Source organism: Chryseobacterium sp. MMO-72 (assembly GCF_037146035.1).
Classification (GTDB): domain Bacteria; phylum Bacteroidota; class Bacteroidia; order Flavobacteriales; family Weeksellaceae; genus Chryseobacterium; species Chryseobacterium indicum.
Map to the genome: position 1 here is coordinate 169,083 of NZ_JBBCWG010000007.1, position 17,393 is coordinate 186,475.

General features: G+C 36.9%; 14 protein-coding genes. 7 read left to right on the forward strand and 7 right to left on the reverse strand.

The window, feature by feature from the left end; all coding sequences use genetic code 11:
• Positions 1 to 60 precede the first annotated feature (60 nt).
• Complete coding sequence (locus tag WFH39_RS11860; protein ID WP_336690050.1) at positions 61 to 1,440, reverse strand: OmpP1/FadL family transporter; 1,380 nt, start codon at positions 1,438 to 1,440, stop codon at positions 61 to 63.
• Positions 1,441 to 1,494: 54 nt separating this feature from the next.
• Positions 1,495 to 2,583, reverse strand: a complete 1,089-nt coding sequence (locus WFH39_RS11865; RefSeq protein ID WP_336690051.1) for a prolyl-tRNA synthetase — start codon at positions 2,581 to 2,583, stop codon at positions 1,495 to 1,497.
• A gap of 144 nt (positions 2,584 to 2,727) precedes the next feature.
• Between WFH39_RS11865 and proS the strand changes: the two genes are divergently transcribed.
• From proS to WFH39_RS11895, 6 genes are all read left to right on the forward strand, one after another.
• Positions 2,728 to 4,203: a proline--tRNA ligase gene (gene proS, locus WFH39_RS11870; protein ID WP_336690052.1), complete on the forward strand. Its 1,476-nt coding sequence runs from the start codon at positions 2,728 to 2,730 to the stop codon at positions 4,201 to 4,203.
• Positions 4,204 to 4,332: 129 nt separating this feature from the next.
• Entirely contained in the window at positions 4,333 to 5,634 is a 1,302-nt protein-coding gene (locus tag WFH39_RS11875; RefSeq protein ID WP_336690053.1) for an OmpA family protein, read from the forward strand.
• A 107-nt stretch (positions 5,635 to 5,741) separates the two neighbouring features.
• Positions 5,742 to 7,076 (forward strand): Nramp family divalent metal transporter, encoded by a 1,335-nt coding sequence (locus WFH39_RS11880; RefSeq protein ID WP_336690054.1) that lies wholly within the window; start codon positions 5,742 to 5,744, stop codon positions 7,074 to 7,076.
• 579 nt (positions 7,077 to 7,655) lie between these two features.
• A complete protein-coding gene (locus tag WFH39_RS11885; RefSeq protein ID WP_336690055.1) occupies positions 7,656 to 8,192 on the forward strand; it encodes a nucleotide exchange factor GrpE in 537 nt (178 codons plus the stop codon).
• A 74-nt stretch (positions 8,193 to 8,266) separates the two neighbouring features.
• Positions 8,267 to 9,385, forward strand: coding sequence for a molecular chaperone DnaJ (dnaJ, locus tag WFH39_RS11890; RefSeq protein ID WP_108410030.1), 1,119 nt, complete (start codon positions 8,267 to 8,269; stop codon positions 9,383 to 9,385).
• A gap of 98 nt (positions 9,386 to 9,483) precedes the next feature.
• Complete coding sequence (locus WFH39_RS11895; RefSeq protein WP_076392458.1) at positions 9,484 to 9,834, forward strand: prevent-host-death protein; 351 nt, start codon at positions 9,484 to 9,486, stop codon at positions 9,832 to 9,834.
• 77 nt (positions 9,835 to 9,911) lie between these two features.
• Here WFH39_RS11895 and WFH39_RS11900 read toward each other — a convergent pair whose 3' ends face one another.
• Entirely contained in the window at positions 9,912 to 10,811 is a 900-nt protein-coding gene (locus WFH39_RS11900; RefSeq protein ID WP_336690056.1) for a DUF808 domain-containing protein, read from the reverse strand.
• 468 nt (positions 10,812 to 11,279) lie between these two features.
• On the opposite strand from WFH39_RS11900, the gene WFH39_RS11905 reads away from it, so the two are divergent.
• Positions 11,280 to 12,152 (forward strand): alpha/beta hydrolase, encoded by an 873-nt coding sequence (locus WFH39_RS11905; RefSeq protein WP_336690057.1) that lies wholly within the window; start codon positions 11,280 to 11,282, stop codon positions 12,150 to 12,152.
• A gap of 125 nt (positions 12,153 to 12,277) precedes the next feature.
• On the opposite strand, the gene WFH39_RS11910 is transcribed toward WFH39_RS11905, so the two are convergent.
• The 4 genes from WFH39_RS11910 to WFH39_RS11925 all read right to left on the reverse strand — a co-directional run bounded on the left by WFH39_RS11910 (position 12,278) and on the right by WFH39_RS11925 (position 17,305).
• Entirely contained in the window at positions 12,278 to 12,985 is a 708-nt protein-coding gene (locus WFH39_RS11910; protein WP_336690058.1) for a DedA family protein, read from the reverse strand.
• A gap of 84 nt (positions 12,986 to 13,069) precedes the next feature.
• Positions 13,070 to 14,182 carry a peptide chain release factor 2 gene (gene prfB / locus WFH39_RS11915; protein WP_336690059.1) on the reverse strand — a complete coding sequence of 371 codons (1,113 nt, stop codon included), beginning with the start codon at positions 14,180 to 14,182 and terminating at the stop codon, positions 13,070 to 13,072.
• Positions 14,183 to 14,450: 268 nt separating this feature from the next.
• On the reverse strand, positions 14,451 to 15,626 hold the full coding sequence (locus WFH39_RS11920; protein WP_336690060.1) for an NAD(P)/FAD-dependent oxidoreductase: 1,176 nt from the start codon (positions 15,624 to 15,626) through the stop codon (positions 14,451 to 14,453).
• 320 nt (positions 15,627 to 15,946) lie between these two features.
• Positions 15,947 to 17,305, reverse strand: a complete 1,359-nt coding sequence (locus WFH39_RS11925; protein ID WP_336690061.1) for an AAA family ATPase — start codon at positions 17,303 to 17,305, stop codon at positions 15,947 to 15,949.
• Positions 17,306 to 17,393 lie beyond the last annotated feature (88 nt).

The window sequence follows — 17,393 nt, forward strand, 5'->3', positions numbered from 1 at the left end:
AAATAAAAAAGCTCCGAAAATAAATTCGGAGCTTTTTATATAGTATATTGTTTCAGAAAATTAAAATTTCCATCCTACTGTAATAAAGAAATTGTTTCTTACATTTTTTACATCAGACACTGCGAAAGCATCACTTGAGATTAAATGATTTGGAGAATAATATCCTGCTTCGTAATTACTGTCTACTTTACCGTATAAGAACGGATTGGTATAATTTGAAGTAACGTTCTGATATGATGCATCAATATAGAATGATCTGAAATCATATCCTAAACCTACAGATAAAGCATTTCTGTCGTTTAAGATCAGATTACTATATGACTGATTTTTATCAACACTTCCATTATTCGAGTATCGGTTTACCGTTAAAGCGTCAAACGGACTTGAAGCGTAAGAATAACCTCCTCTCAGTCTGAACTGCTTAACCCTGTATTCCGCACCAATCTTTACTTCTGACAGATTTTTGTAATTTTCTTTAAAGAAGTCGTTCAGCTCGGTTTCGGCATCTCCGTACACTTTATATTTAGGCTTTGTTAGACCTAATGTATAATCTACGTTCAGGGCAAAACTCTTGCTCGCGATAAATGCAGCACTCACAGTAGCCTTTAAAGGAGTCGTTAATTTTCTGTTTTCAACAGCAGTATCATCTCCATAAACCGGATCATTATAGAAGTTGTAGCTTCTGTCTATATTCCAGAAAGTAGGCGTTTCCAAAGCTGCTCCCAATCTGAAATTCGGACTTAATTTTCCGATTACCCCCAATGAAGCCGAGAAACCGTTTCCTTTTTCATAGAAAGGCGTATTCTGCTTACTGAAGTACTCTGAACTTCCATCCGACAAAGAATTGAACATTGCTGTATCCGACTGATCAATGGAAGAATTAAAGAAATTCAATCCTGCTCCCAGATACAGGTTATTGTTGTAGTTTGCGCCTACCCCAACACTTGTTTTTGATAAATATCCATATCTGTCGTAGGCATGTCTGCCGAAAGATGAACTTTTACCATCAGGAAAATCATATACTAGATTACTGTTTCCCGGAGTTTCAATATAATTTTCAATAGACTGGTTAGAATAATTAACCCCGATATTGATAAACTTCCAGGCACTTTCACTTAATAACTGAAACGTCATTACAGCTCCTAAGTTCCCAAGATCTCCTTTGTTGACACTGTATCCGAAAGAAGAACCTGCATAAGTAGACGTATTCTTGTTATTGGTGATAGATAATGTTCCGGAAATTTCTCCTGAAATGGCTACTCCCAAACCCGCAGGATTGGTAAGCAGCGAATTTGCATCACCTCCCAAAGCTCCGTTTGAGCCAGCCATTGCGTTAAATTTAGCTGAACCTACATTCGGGGCATTAGAATAAACATCCACTGTATTTCTAATCACAGAAACATCTTGAGCCTGCGCAAAAAATGCAGCAGAAATACTCATTATTGCTAAAGATTTTTTTAACATTATTTTTTGAATAGTTTTTGCTTTTTAAAATTATCTGCCGCCTCGGAAACCGCCTCCGCCGCCACCGCCGGATCTGAATCCGCCGCCGCCACCGCTTCCGCCACCGAAGCCTCCGCCTCCTGATCTGAAGCCGCCTCCGCTGTTGGAATTATTGAAGCCTCCGTTATTTCTGAAACCTCCGTCATTGTATCTTGGCTGCGATTGTTGCGGATAATTGTAGCTTGGTCTTGGCTGACTCTGATTCGGGTTTCTAAAGCCTCCCTGAGATCTTATGCCGCTTTGACTTTGATTTCTGAAACCGCCAACATTACTGTCTCCTTGTCTGAAGCCTCCACTGTTGCCGGAATTTCTGAAACCTCCGTAATTCGAGTTAGAATCTCTGAATCCGCCTGCACTGCTGGTGCTTCTTCTGAAACCTCCGGAACCTACGCCATATTTGCTGGCAAAACCACCGTTATATGAATTAAAGCCTCTGCCGTTAGATCCACTTCTTCTATACATAGGTGCATAATATCCGCCTCCCCAGTAGCCTCCGTAACCCCAGTAAGGATTGCCGTAATATCCGCCCCAACCCCAATATGGATTGTAGCTCCAGTATGGAGAATATCCCCATCCCATATTCCAGCCCCATCCCCAGGAGCCTCCCCATCCCCAGGAAAGTCCAATGTTCCAGCCACCATAGCCTCCGTAACCCCAGTAAGGATTATAGCCGCCATACCATCCTCCCCATCCCCATGGAGAACCCCATCCCCAGGAATTGTTATAATAGTTGGTCTGGCTTCCTGCATAGCTTCCCCAGTCTGAATCTGTAGCTGTGGTATTCCAGTTGTAGTTATTCCAGTCGCTGTATCTCCCTTCCTTAGCATTTGCTTCGGCATTCTGGATTACATTGGTATCATCCTGATAATAGTTGTAGTCTTCTCCTACTCTGTTTCCTCTGTCATTAATAATTACCCCTTCAGGAAGTGTGTCTTTATTCGGGTCGTAATAAACGCCGTCCGTCTCGCTGTAGCCGCCCATCTGAGCGCCGCAGGACATAAGTAACAATCCACCGGATATTGCTAAAATCCCTTTGGATCTTAAAATTCCTAGTAAATTTTTATGTATATTTTTTTTCATGATAACGTAAAAATTTTTAATTTAAATTATATTTGCAATCTGTACTAAAAATGTACCAAAACACGGTTATAAAAATCTATCAAAAATAGATTTTTATTTTTAGATAACAATAACATAAAAAAGTTAAAAAAATTAAAAAAAATAATGGCAAAATTAACCTCAAGAAGCGAAGATTACAGCAAATGGTATAATGAGTTGGTGGTAAAAGCCGACTTAGCTGAAAACTCAGGAGTGCGAGGATGCATGGTGATTAAACCATACGGCTATGCAATCTGGGAAAAAATGCGTGACGAAATGGACAAAAAGTTCAAAGAAACAGGTCACGTTAATGCTTATTTCCCGCTTTTTGTGCCCAAAAGCTTGTTTGAGGCTGAAGAAAAAAATGCAGAAGGTTTTGCTAAAGAATGTGCGGTTGTTACCCACTACAGATTGAAAACAGATCCGGATAATCCTTCCAAGCTTATTGTAGATCCGGACGCTAAACTGGAAGAAGAACTTATTGTACGTCCTACTTCTGAAGCAATTATCTGGAATACTTATAAAAACTGGATCCAGTCTTACAGAGATTTACCTATATTAATCAACCAGTGGGCAAATGTTGTCCGTTGGGAAATGAGAACCCGTCTTTTCTTAAGAACAGCAGAATTTTTGTGGCAGGAAGGTCATACTGCTCACGCTACAAAAGATGAAGCGATTGAAGAAGCCGAAAAAATGAATAAAGTATATGCAGATTTTGCAGAGAACTTTATGGCAATTCCCGTGATTCAGGGATTGAAAACGCCTTCAGAGAGATTTGCCGGAGCAGACGAAACCTATTGTATTGAAGCATTGATGCAGGACGGAAAAGCTTTACAGGCAGGAACGTCTCACTTTTTAGGACAGAATTTCGCAAAAGCATTTGATGTGAAATTCACTAATAAAGAGGGTAAAATTGAATATGCATGGGCAACATCGTGGGGAACTTCAACCCGTTTGATGGGGGCTTTGATTATGACGCACTCCGATGATTTCGGATTGGTACTTCCTCCTACTCTGGCTCCGATTCAGGTTGTAATTGTTCCTATTTTTAAAGGTGAAGAACAATTGGCACAGATCAGCGAAGTGGCTTTAGATATTCAGGCTAAATTGAGAGCAAAAGGAATTTCTGTAAAATTTGATAATGATACACAGAACAAACCGGGCTGGAAATTCGCAGAATATGAATTAAAAGGTGTACCAGTAAGAATTGCAATGGGACCAAGAGATCTTGAAAACAGATCTGTGGAAATTGCAAGAAGAGATAATTTAACAAAAGAAGTCCGTTCTATTGACGGATTAGATACTTACATTGAAGAATTATTGAAAACTATTCAGCAGGATATCTACAACAAAGCATTTGAATTCAGAAAAAACAATATTACGAAAGTAGATACGTACGAAGAATTCAAAAAAGTTCTGGAAGAAAAAGGAGGATTCATCTATGCACATTGGGACGGAACGGCTGAAGAAGAAGAACAAATTAAGGATGAAACCAAAGCAACAATAAGATGTATTCCTTTGGACGATGATATTGAAGAAGGCGTTTCCTTAATTTCCGGAAAACCATCTAAAAGACGTGTTTTATTCGCAAAAGCATATTAAGACTTAACATAAAAAATTATTAAATCTGCAAAAATTCCTGAAATTTTTGCAGATTTTTTTTTAAAATCAATAAGTGGACTATTTTTTGTTTAAATTTATTACAACATTAATCTTTAAAATAAATTTATTATGTCTTTAAATGTTATTGATTTAATTAAAGGACAATTAGGTCCTGCTTTAGTGTCTCAGGCTGCATCACAGTTTGGGGAAAGTGAGTCTGCCATTTCAAAAGCAATCGGAGGTTTATTGCCTGCCGTTGTGGGAGGTTTAGCAAACAATTCAGATAATCCTGCCGTTTTGGATGCAATTTCAGGAGCTTCTTCTAATGGAATTTTGGGTAATCTGATGGGTGGTTCTTCCAACAATTCGATCATTTCAAGTTTACTGTCTTTAATTTTCGGCGATAAACTGAGCGGTTTGGTAAATGGTATTGCTTCTTATGCTGGGATCAGCAATAATTCTTCAAGTTCTCTTTTAAATTTAGTTACAGGAGCAACTTTAGGTTCTATTGGAAAATATGCCGCTGATAATAATCTGGATAAATCAGGAATCTCAAATTTACTTGGTGACCAGAAAGGAGTTATTTCTTCATTATTACCTGCCGGACTTTCTCTGGCTTCTTTAAATATGGGAGACTGGGATGCAAGATACAAATTTGATAATGACGGCGATGCAATAAAAGCTCCTACTCAGGAAGAACCCAAAATTGAAGTTACCAGAAGTACAGCTCCTAACGGAACATTCCCCGACAGAAACACTAATGATGGCGGAGGTTCTATCTGGAAATGGCTTCTTCCATTATTGCTTCTAATCGCTGTAGGTTACTTCATCTGGAAGCAGTGTGATAAAAAAGAGACCACAACAACCACTACTATGACGGACTCCGGTAAAGTGGTTACAGATACGGTAAACGCTAAAAAATCGGATACAGCTTCAATGAAGTCTGCAAACGCTAAAGTTGATGAGAATATCGATTTAAACGGTGTGTCCTTAAAAGGGTATAAAGGAGGAATGGAAGACAATATGATTACATTCTTAAAATCCGGTGGTTATAAGAATGCTAAAGATGATGCTGCTTTAAAGAAAACGTGGTATAATTTTGACCATGTAAACTTTAAATTGGGAAGCGCTACAGAGCTTGAAGCAGGATCTGAAGGACAGCTTCAGAATTTAGTGGCTATTTTAAAAGCGTATCCTGAAGCTAAAATAAAAATTGGCGGTTATACAGATAAAACCGGAGACGAAGCCAAAAATCTTAAACTTTCTGCAGACAGAGCCAATTATATTAAGACATGGCTTGAAAAACAGGGAGTAGGATCTCAGGTGACCGGAGCAGACGGATATGGAAGCCAGTTTGCAACCGTAGACGCATCTGCTTCTAATGAAGAAAGAGCCGTTGACAGAAAAATGTCGGTGCGATTTACAAAATAATCTTTAAAACATAAATCAGAATCCCGAAAAATTTTCGGGATTTTTTGTTTTCCGGTATTCTCTGTTTTCATTTATTTAATTATATTTGTTAGTCATTTCTAACATTTATGAATCTGAAATTAAAATCCGCCTGGCGAAAAGATAAAACATCTCATTCACTATCCGAAGTATATTCTTCGGTAAAAGTTCCTAAAAATGCAAGTTTCTGGAGAAAATACCTTGCGTTTGCCGGTCCCGGACTGATGGTTGCCGTTGGATACATGGATCCCGGAAACTGGGCAACAGATATTGCCGGAGGAGCGCAGTTTGGCTATACTCTACTCTCTGTGATTTTAATTTCAAATATTTTTGCAATGGTTTTGCAGCACCTGTCTGTGAAATTGGGAGTAGTTGCCGAAAGAGATTTGGCGCAGGCATGTCGGGATCATTTTAGTCCGGCAACCAATTTTATTCTGTGGATCTTCTGTGAAATTGCCATTGCAGCGTGTGATCTTGCGGAAGTTATCGGTTCTGCCATTGCATTGAACTTACTTTTCCATATTCCTCTTACCTGGGGAATTGTTATTACGACCATTGATGTTCTTTTCATTCTTCTGCTTCAGGCAAAAGGTTTCCGATGGATCGAAAGTATTGTGGGCGGACTGATTTTTATTATTCTCGCCTGTTTTGTGTATGAATTGGTTATTTCCAAACCAGCCGTTAATGAACTTTTAGGTGGGTTGATTCCACAAAAGGAAATCATTCAGAATCCTGCAATGCTTTATATTGCGATCGGGATTTTGGGAGCTACCGTGATGCCCCACAATCTGTATTTACACAGCAGCATTGTTCAGACCCGTGATTACGAGCGTACACAAGAAGGTAAAAAAGAGGCTATCAAATTTGCTACTTTAGACAGCACCGTTTCTTTAATGCTTGCTTTTTTCATCAATGCCGCGATTCTTATTCTGGCGGCTGCAACTTTTCATACAACAGGAAATAAAAATGTTGCCGACATTCACGATGCCTATAAGATGCTGACACCGATTTTAGGAGCTTCAATGGCAAGTATTGCCTTTGCGATTGCCTTGCTTGCTTCCGGACAAAATTCTACGCTTACCGGAACGCTTGCCGGACAGATTGTAATGGAGGGTTTTTTGAATATTAAACTGAAGCCTTGGTTAAGAAGACTTATTACAAGACTGATTGCTGTCATTCCGGCTCTTATTGTGGCCATTCTTTACGGTGAAGAAGGAACTACGGATTTACTGGTTTTAAGTCAGGTTATTCTTTCGATGCAGTTGAGTTTTGCAGTGGTTCCGCTTGTTATGTTTACGAGTGATAAAGGTAAAATGGGCAAATTTGTCAACAAACCTTTCCTGAAAATCTGTGTCTGGATTATTTCGTTTATTATTATTATTCTGAATGTTTATCTTCTGTATCAGACATTTTTTGGGAAATAGTTCTGTACCAAAATTATTTTCTTTTTAGATTGACATCAGTTTTGGTGAATATATTTAATTAATCATTGTGCTTAATTTTTAACGCAGAGTCTGCAAAGATTTTTAAAGACTCATATCCATTTTTAAGTTTACTAAGCCGTTCTACTTAGCAAAGAACTCAAAGGTTTTTCAATGATGACAAATTTTGGACTATTATTATTTTTTTCAAATCTGATGTTTGTAATGATGTTAAATTTTTCAAATAACAGATTTCCCAATAATTAAAACACGACTTCAATTCTAGCCCCGATTGAAGAGAAAATCCCGCAATGGAGCGGCGAAGCGAAGCGGAGCCGCGTAATGAGGAATTGTAACGGAAAGCGGGAAACAGCTTCTTAAAAACAAGAAAAACAACCGTAGTTTAAGTAATTTTTAGAACAGCACATCAAAAATCTTTACAAATTTCTATCCCGCTTCAGAGGGAAAAAGTTTTTAGCCGCTCGTTATTCAAGTGCAACAAATACTCAAAATCTGACGAAATGTCACGCTTTTTTCTTTGGCAGAATGTTTGTGAATAAAAAGGAAAATAAAGATTGAATTATGGTAAATCAGGATATTAACGAAGAAAGCATCAATAATCAAGAAGATACGAATATTCAGAACGAAGCGGCAACTGAGGAAAATGTGACAGCAAAACCGACGACAGAGGAACTTTTGGCAGAAGAAAAGGATCGTTACATCAGACTGTACGCAGAATTCGAAAATTATAAAAAAAGAACGAGCAAAGAAAAAATGGAGTTTTTCCAGTATGCAAATCAGGATATGATGATTTCTATGCTTGGCGTATTGGACGATTTTGAAAGAGCAATTAAAGAAATTGCGAAGAACGGAAATCCTGCTGATCTGCAAGGTGTTGAATTAATTTACAACAAATTCAAAAATAAACTGACAGAAAAAGGACTGAAAGCAATGGAAGTAAAAGCGGGAGACAGCTTTAATGTGGATTTCCACGAAGCGATCACTCAGATTCCTGCTCCGTCAGAAGATTTGAAAGGAAAAATCGTGGATGTTATTGAAACAGGATACACTTTAGGAGAAAAAGTGATCCGTTTTGCAAAAGTAGTTACAGGAAATTAACATAAGCAATAAGTGATGGGTAATAAGCAATTTTTGATATTACTCATTATTCATTACTAATTACTCATATAAAGATGTCAAAAAGAGATTATTACGAGGTTCTTGAGATCAGCAAATCTGCATCAGCCGACGAAATAAAGAAAGCATACCGTAAAATGGCCATTAAATATCACCCTGATAAAAATCCGGGCGATAAAGAAGCCGAAGAAAAATTTAAAGAAGCTGCAGAAGCATACGAAGTTCTGAGCGACGAACAGAAGCGTGCGCGATACGACCAGTTCGGACACGCAGGAATGGGCGGAAACGGAGGCTTCGGAGGAGGCGGTTTCGGTGGCGGAATGAACATGGAAGATATTTTCAGCCAGTTTGGAGATATTTTCGGTGGCGGTTTCGGAGGATTTGGCGGTGGCGGCGGTGGTCGTCAACAGGTAAAAGGTTCTAATTTAAGAATCAGAATTAAGCTGAATCTTGATGAAATGGTGAACGGAACGCAGAAAACCATTAAAGTAAAGAAAATGAAGATGGCAGAAGGTGCCACTTCAAAAACCTGCCCTACCTGTAACGGTTCCGGTGTACAGCTTAAGGTAATGAATACGATGTTCGGACAGATGCAGACCCAGACAACCTGCGGAACGTGTCAGGGAATCGGAAAAGTGGCAGATAAAATTCCTGCGGGAGCCAATGCTCAGGGATTGATTAAAGATGAAGAGGAAGTAACGATTAATATTCCAGCCGGTGCAAGAGACGGTATCCAGTTAAATGTAAGAGGAAAAGGTAATGATGCTCCTTTCGGCGGAATCCCGGGAGATTTACTGGTGATTATCGAAGAGGAAATTGATAAAGTAATTAAAAGAGAAGGCGATAATCTTCATCAGGAATTGTATATTTCATTTGCTGAAGCGGCTTTGGGAACGAAAAAAGAGGTTCCTACCGTTGGCGGAAAAGTGAAAATTACGGTGGATGCAGGAACGCAATCCGGAAAAATTCTGAGATTAGCAGGGAAAGGTCTTCCAAGTATCGACAGCTACGGAAAAGGTGATATGTTTATCCACATCAATGTATGGACTCCGCAAAAGCTGACAAAAGATCAAAAAGATTTCTTTGAAAAGCAGATGAACAGCGGAGAAATGGTAGCAGAACCATCCGGTAAAGAAAAAACTTTCTTTGATAAAGTAAAAGATCTTTTTAATTAACTATATTTATAGAGGCTTTTTTAAAGTCTCTTTTTTGAATTTTAAACTACTTTAAATTAAAAAACCTGTACATATTGTACTTATTGTAAAAATTTCTCATGAACTACAAGCTTCAACTCCATACACCAGAATCTACGGCGAATCTTATTTTCAATACGATTACTTTTGATGCATTCAAAATTAATATTGTTGAGAGATATTTCGGACCTGCTAAAAAATCATGCGAGGTTTTATTTAAAGTAAGAACGCTGGATGACAAAATCGTAGAAAGAAGAGACGGAAATATGAGGGTAAAGATCAAAAATGAAGATCTTGAGACTTACAGACAACTGCTTTCTGTCCTGAAATCCTATGAATATAAAAACCATCTGATCAACAGAAAAAACGCAGACCAGGATTATGTACATTTTATCCTGCGACTGGTGATCATGAATTATGATCTGAACTAGGTAATTAAATTATCTTCGAAATAAAAAATTCGCGGCTTCTACAAAGCCGCGAATTTTTACTATTATTGATCAATTTTCTATGCGCGTTTTACTAAGGAAAACAATGCTTTCCCGATAGTGAAAACAGCCACGGCAAGCAATCCTCCTGCAAGTCCCAGAATCACTTCTTTAAGAACCGTAAGCATTTTATCTGAAGACCATGATGGTAGAATATGGTGGAAATATTCTATTCGGTGAGCAAAAATTCCTCCGGCAACCATAATCAGGGCAATCGTTCCGATCACTCCTAAAGCTTTTATAACTATTGGAAGTGCTTTTACAAGAAGATGCCCCAGTTTTCCGATAATTCCTTTATCGTTACTTTTTCTGATCAGTTTAAATCCTGCATCATCCATTCTTACAATTAAAGCTACAATTCCGTAAACTCCTACTGTTGCAATAAAAGCAACCAATGAGGTTACCAGAATCTGGGTAATAAAAGGATGACTTTCCTCCAAAACCGTTCCCAAAGCAATAATAACAATTTCAATAGACAGAATAAAATCCGTGGTAATTGCTGATTTAATCTTTGCCTTTTCGGTTTCTTCAGAATTCAGATCTTCTTCTTCCGCCTCTTCAACGACTTCATGACCTTTTTTATCCCTGTGAAACAAAAATTCTATAATCTTTTCTACCCCTTCAAAAGCAAGATACAGACCTCCCAAAATCAAAACATAATTAATGGCAGGCGGATACAGCCAGTTTAGCAGAAAAACAATCGGAAGAATAATAAGTTTGTTGATGAAAGATCCTTTTGTGATCGCCCAAAGTACCGGAAGCTCTCGTGAAGAAAGAAAGCCAGTCGCTTTTTCAGCATTTACAGCGAGATCATCCCCTAAGATTCCTGCCGTTTTCTGAGTTGCTATTTTACTTGTAACTGCTACATCATCCATTAATGCAGCAATATCATCCAAGATCGCAAAAAAACCAGATGCCATAAAATTTTAATGTTTTTTTAATGTTTGTTAAAGGGCAAAAATAATTATTTAATTCGGTTTTTCTTATGACTGACCGAGCTTTATTTAAACTTATTTATCGCGTAGTTAATTAAGATTAATTATTTTAAATCTGTATATCAAATTGTATTCCTCATAAATTTGTATATTCGTGATAATCATCAAAAAACTATGAAAAAGTGATTATGTACCATCTTTTTCAATTAAAGTAATGATTCGTAAAGATTTTCATTCAATTTTTTTTAAAATATGTAGTAAAGAATATTCTCCAGAAGAAATCATTTACGAAACATGATTTCAGGGAGAAAGTTTATTTGCTTCGGGAGGAAAAACTTTATTGTGTAAAAACAACCATTTTCTTTTCGGATATATGGAATGGAACTCATAACAAAAAATAAAAATTTCTGGTATTATTAATTTTTAAATTTTAATTTTCTGTACTTTTATTCTATGAAAAAGCTGATTCTTCGTTACCATTTCTTTGTTTTAGGGTTAATTGGCTTTATTCTGACTTCATGCAATACGAGAAAATTTAAAGTCTGGGTGGGAACAAATAACGAACAGAAAATTTACAATCTGAAATATGGCGAACATAAAAGGCAGAAAGCAGACATCTTTCTTCCTTCGGATTATCCTGAAAATTCTCCCGTTGTTTTATTAATTCATGGTGGAGCATGGACTCTGGGCAAAAAAGAACACATGATCCAGATTCAGAAAATGCTTTTTAAAAATAATATTCCGACCATTAATATGAATTACCGACTGGTTTCAAAATCAAAAAAAATCACGTACCGCGAACAGCTTGAAGACATTAATTCGGTGATTGCCAAATTCAATGAACTGGCGCAGAAAGCAGAACTTCAACCCAACAATTATATCCTTTTGGGAGAAAGCGCAGGAGGTCATCTTGCTTTACTCTACGGTTATCAGAATCCTGACAAAGTAAAAAAGATCATTTCCTTAAGTGGACCGACAGATTTTTATTCATCTGAGTATCTGAATTCATTTTACTCCAAATATTCTTCGCCAACCGTCCAAAAAGTGGTGGGAACAAAATTCACGCGTGGAAACTTGTCTGAAGAATTTAAAAAAGCCAGTCCGATTGCCCATATTTCGAATGTTCCTACCCTCCATTTTCAGGGTAATCAGGATTTTTTAGTCAGTCCGAAACAGGGAATTGCCTTGGATTCTGCTTTAACGGCACAAAATGTCCCGCATAAATTCATTTACATGAAAAATACAGGTCATGTTCCGCGATTTTTTAACAGAAAGAAAAGAGACAGCATTATTTATCCTAATATTCTGGAGTGGATTAAAAATTAATCTGGTAAATAACTGAAGAACTGCTTTTGCAGTCTCCCCTTATCCTTCAAAGAAAAATCTATAATGATTCAGCAAAAAAATAACCCGCTCAGATAAGCGGGTTAAATATATTTTAAAATGAATTCTTAGTTGTCTTCTTCATCAAAATTATGATTTTCATACTTGGAGAAGTCCTGTTTCTTTCCGAATAAAAATTTGATAATAACCGGAACTGTTGTTATCAGAACAATCACAATAATAATCAGTTCCAATTTTTTCTTAAGATCAATTCCGAACTGATCGATGAATAATTTATCCAGATAATGTCCCGCAAAAATCAATAAAAACGACCAGAGAACCGCTCCGATAATATTATCTCTTAAGAACGCCTTTTTATCCATCTTTACGATCCCTGCAACAATCGGAGTAAATGTTCTTACTACCGGTAAAAATCTCGCCATGATAATAGCCAGAGCTCCGTTTTTCTCAAAAAAATCGTGCGCCTGATAAAGATATTTCTTTTTAAAAAGCCATGTATCTTCTTTTTTGTATAAAGCAGAACCTGTTTTTCTTCCGAAATAATAGCCTACTTCATTTCCGATAATTGCCGCTAAAGCTACAGAAGCCGCTAAAATAAATGTATCAAGAAAATCGCTCCCTGTGGAGCCGAAAGTCTCTCTTATGATATCAATTGAATAAATCCCCGAAACGAAAAGCAGTGAATCGCCCGGTAAAAAAAATCCTACAAAAAGACCTGTTTCGGCGAAAATGATAAACAGAATGAGCCAAAATCCCCCAAGCTTGATATAAAACTCCGGATTTAATAAATCTTTCCAGCTATTGAAATCTTCCATACATTTTGATAAGTAACAAAAATAGGATTAATAAACGTCAATCGGAAATTAATTATAAGATTTTAACGAAATTTAAACATCGTATTACAATTCCATATCATCGTCTGAAACCGCCGTTCCATCCGCCATCAGGAAAGCTTTCAGGAATGGAGTGATGTTTCCGTTCATTACAGAATCCACATCCGAAGTTTCGAATCCGGAACGCACATCTTTTACCAATTTATACGGGTGCATAACGTAGTTTCGGATCTGGCTTCCCCACTCGATCTTCATTTTATTGGCTTCGATCTCGTTACGTGCTTTCATACGCTCCTCCAGTTCCATTTCGTATAGCCTGGAACGAAGCAACTGCATTGCCTTTTCCTTATTCTGAAGCTGAGAACGCGACTCTGAGTTTTCAATGATGATTCCTGTAGGTGCGTGACGAAGACGAACCGCCGTTTCTACCTTGTTTACGTTCTGACCTCCCGCTCCGGAAGATCTCATGGTTTCGAATGAAATATCGGCAGGATTGATGTTGATTTCAATCGTATCATCCACCAAAGGATACACATACACCGAAACGAAACTCGTATGACGCTTCGCATTGGAATCGAAAGGCGAAATTCTTACAAGACGGTGAACTCCGTTTTCTCCTCTTAAATATCCGAATGCAAATTCTCCTTCAATTTCCAGCGTTACGGTTTTTACTCCCGCAACATCCCCTTCCTGAAAATTCAGTTCACGGATCTTATAGCCCTGCTTTTCCGACCACATCGTGTACATTCTCATCAACATCGAAGCCCAGTCGCAGCTTTCTGTTCCTCCTGCTCCGGCTGTAATCTGTAAAACGGCTGAAAGCTCATCCCCTTCATTGGAAAGCATATTTTTGAACTCAAGGTCTTCGATTTTTTCAACCAGTTGAGGAAAAGTTTCGTCCAGTTCTTTCTCAGAATCCGGATCTTCTTTGGCAAATTCTGCCAAAACCTGTAAATCTTCAAACTGGGTATTGATTTCGTCATACGCTTCCACCCATTTCTTTTTGGAACGAAGCTGTTTCAGAAATCCTTCAGCTTCTTTTGGATTGTCCCAAAACTCAGGAGCTGCCGTTTTTTCATCATCATTAGAAATTTCTATCTTCTTTTTATCGATCTGAAGATATTTATGTAAATCATCAATTCTTGACTGAATTTCTTTTATCTGGTCGCTGTTAATCACGATTGTTTATTTTTTGCAAAAATACGGATAAAATTATGAGTGCAAATTTTTGTCCCGCAGATTTCGCGAATTAGTACAGATTCCTGTTGAAATATACTTTTATTTTATATGTTGGTATTCTTAGTTAATTCAAAATTTAAACACATCAGTCACCTAAGATTTTAAATCTTTCGTATCGTATAGAAGAACACGTAAGATTTTAAAAATTTTTGATTTTCTTCTTAATTGATTTTTTATTTTAAAGTAATAAAAACTAATGTGACTGAAATTAAATCATTTCAGCAACAATCTCCCCGATTTTCGGAGCCAGCGCAACGCCCATTCCTGAAAGTCGAACTGCACAAAACTGTCTTTCTGAAAGCTGTTTTACAATCGGTGTTTTTTCGGTTCCCATTGCCATAATTCCTGACCAGCGATGAACGATTTCAATATGCTGATTGGGTAAAATGACTTCTTCCAAAAAATTTTCAAGATGATTCTGCAAAAATTCTGTGGTTTCAAAAGATGTGGTTTCTTCTGTTTTAAAATCCTGATTTCTTCCGCCTCCGAGTAAAATCCGGTTTCCGAGATTTCTGAAATAGTAAAAACCTTCATCATAATGAAATGTCCCTTTTAATTTCAGATGTTCAATCGGTTCCGTTAGGATAATCTGTCCTCGAGCCGGAATAATTTCTTCCTTGTCTAAAAATCTTGAAGCAAAAGCATTCGTACAGTGAATTAACTGATCTGCCTTCACAGAAAGATTTTTTGAAAGATGAACATCAATTTCATCTGAATGTTCCGTGATATTTTCAGCTTCTGTTCCGAAAAGAAATTCAACCTTTAATTCGTGACACTTTTCAAGTAACTTCTGAAGCAGTTTTCCTGAATGCAGACTTCCTTCACACGGATTTTCAATGAGATATTGAGATTTCACCAAACCGAATTCCTGAATTTTATGCTGGCTTAAAAAATAGGTTTCTTCAACATTGGTAATGGATTTCAGCTTCTGATTTACTTCATCCAGTTTTTGTAAAGGTTCATCATCATTAAGAATCTCGAAACCGCCATTCAGATTAAAATCTATTTCAGAATTTTTAAAATAATGCTGAATTTTCTGCAAACCGTCAAACCTCATCTTTACAAGGTCTAGTGTTTTTTTCCAGCCCATTTTTTCAGAATCAGCAATTACTTCCGTTAAACTTCCAAAACACGCAAAACCGGCATTTCTCGTGGAAGCGCCCATCGGAACAGCATTTCGTTCAATGATCAAAACAGATTTTTCGGGATATTTTTCTTTAATGGAGATTGCCGTCCAAAGTCCCGTAAAACCTGCTCCAATGATAATAATTTCACGTTTTCTATAAAAAGTTTCAAGTTCCCAGATGCTGTTCATAAGTAATTTGTAGTGAATGGTTAATAGTGAATTTGCTTTGCTTGTGAATTTTTTTTTAAACTTTATCATTAACGTAAGTTTGATGTAAAACAATACAAAAACCTCAATAGAATGAGACTTTAGTTCAAACTCATATTCAATTTTTATTAAAGTCACTTATGGTAATTTATTGAAACACATAAGTCACATAAGATTTAAAATCAACCGGAAATTATAGGTAAGAAAACATTAGTTTCCGAAAATCTTTGATTTTCCTTATGTGATCTTTCTATTCAATATTTAATTAAAAACTCATGTGACTTATGTGTTTAAATTAAATAGTTTGTAAATCATTTAAAATCAACCAATAGCCTACAATGCAAAATTCACAAACAAAGAGAATTCACCTTTTATCCCTGACTTCCTTCTTCTTCGCCGTTATGATGAAATCCGATAATTCTTCTTGGTTCTTCAACTGCTTTATAAGTATCCAGTTCTTTTTTAAGATTCTGAATTCTCTGCTGGAACTGATCGAAATTATTGATGATCGCATCTGCTAAAAATCTCGCAATCTGATCCAGATATTCTTCCGTGAGTTTTGCTGCTGCATCCCTTAAAGCACCTTTTAAAAGTTTCTGATCGATCTTTAAATTTTCGTTCCGTGTTTTCTGATATTCGTTTTTAATTCTCTTTTTCAGACTTTGGGTAAAATCGATCAGCATCGTATTACTGAATACTTTCATTTGTGAAGAAACCTCGTTCCAGAAAGGAATTTTATCAGCTTTGTTGTTTTTTAAAATCTTAAACAGCAAAGAATCCTTCTCCAGATTTTTTGTCATGGCATATAAAATGATTTCAGATCTTTCCGCAAGATTAGGCGGAAAAACCGGAATCATGACATCGAATCTTCCGGGAGCCAGAATTTCTTCATTAATTTCAGAAACTGAGTTTGCCGAACCTACCATCAGAAGATTTTCCTGCTCAAATTTCGAAATATAATGCAGAATAAGCTCCTGCGTTTCCAGATTACAGGAAGCTACATTATTTTCAGCTTTCCGGGACATCATGATGTCATCAAAATCATCCAGAAACATCAGTATTTTTTCTTCTTTCATTACCGTCGCAAGAAAATCACTGAAATTGGTCTGTGTTCCGTCTACAAAGGAAGTTCCGAGGTAATGTTTTTTAACTTCTTTAAATTGATAGCCGATAATTTCCGCAATTTTATTCGCCCAGAAAATCTTTCCGCTTCCGGGAGGTCCGTAAAGAATAATTCCCGCAGGTTTGTTGATTCCCCAGTCTTTAATCTGCTGCGGATTTAAAAACGGTTCCAGAACGCCTGAAATATAGAAGAACAGATCTCTGTAGCCGATGAAGTCTCTTTTCTGAAGGCTGGTTTTATGCCCGAAATAATCGTACACAAACTGATAATTTCCGCCCAGTTTATTATCGATTCCGTAGCTTGAAATGGAGGATTTGAAGAAACCGTTGTCAAAAATATTCGGATCAGCTTCTTTAATGGCTTTTTCTATTTTTTCTTTGGGCTGATTGATGGTTTCCGCAATCTGTTCCAGTGTTTTCGTTTTGTCTAAATCTTTTTCGTAAAGTTTTAAAAACTCAATATTTTCGCGCGCAAACTTTTCGAAATCTTCTTTTACTTCAAAATTTGTGCTTATGCATTCCACGAGCTCAAGATCAAAATCCTGAATAAACTGTTTGATCGCTTCGGCTGAAACGTTAAGTTCTTTTGCCAGTTCAATTAACTTCATAATTCCCTATTAATTCTATCAAATTTAATGTTTTTAGAAATTAAATTTTACGGATTGATGATATAATTTGTAACAAAACGCGAATTAT

Excerpts from the sequence above, each read along its gene's own strand:
- WFH39_RS11860 (WP_336690050.1), bottom strand. The coding sequence starts at position 1,440 with ATGAGTATTTCTGCTGCATTTTTTGCGCAGGCTCAAGATGTTTCTGTG.
- WFH39_RS11865 (WP_336690051.1), bottom strand. The coding sequence starts at position 2,583 with ATGAAAAAAAATATACATAAAAATTTACTAGGAATTTTAAGATCCAAA.
- proS (WP_336690052.1), top strand. The coding sequence starts at position 2,728 with ATGGCAAAATTAACCTCAAGAAGCGAAGATTACAGCAAATGGTATAAT.
- WFH39_RS11875 (WP_336690053.1), top strand. The coding sequence starts at position 4,333 with ATGTCTTTAAATGTTATTGATTTAATTAAAGGACAATTAGGTCCTGCT.
- WFH39_RS11880 (WP_336690054.1), top strand. The coding sequence starts at position 5,742 with ATGAATCTGAAATTAAAATCCGCCTGGCGAAAAGATAAAACATCTCAT.
- WFH39_RS11885 (WP_336690055.1), top strand. The coding sequence starts at position 7,656 with ATGGTAAATCAGGATATTAACGAAGAAAGCATCAATAATCAAGAAGAT.
- dnaJ (WP_108410030.1), top strand. The coding sequence starts at position 8,267 with ATGTCAAAAAGAGATTATTACGAGGTTCTTGAGATCAGCAAATCTGCA.
- WFH39_RS11895 (WP_076392458.1), top strand. The coding sequence starts at position 9,484 with ATGAACTACAAGCTTCAACTCCATACACCAGAATCTACGGCGAATCTT.
- WFH39_RS11900 (WP_336690056.1), bottom strand. The coding sequence starts at position 10,811 with ATGGCATCTGGTTTTTTTGCGATCTTGGATGATATTGCTGCATTAATG.
- WFH39_RS11905 (WP_336690057.1), top strand. The coding sequence starts at position 11,280 with ATGAAAAAGCTGATTCTTCGTTACCATTTCTTTGTTTTAGGGTTAATT.
- WFH39_RS11910 (WP_336690058.1), bottom strand. The coding sequence starts at position 12,985 with ATGGAAGATTTCAATAGCTGGAAAGATTTATTAAATCCGGAGTTTTAT.
- WFH39_RS11920 (WP_336690060.1), bottom strand. The coding sequence starts at position 15,626 with ATGATAAAGTTTAAAAAAAAATTCACAAGCAAAGCAAATTCACTATTA.
- WFH39_RS11925 (WP_336690061.1), bottom strand. The coding sequence starts at position 17,305 with ATGAAGTTAATTGAACTGGCAAAAGAACTTAACGTTTCAGCCGAAGCG.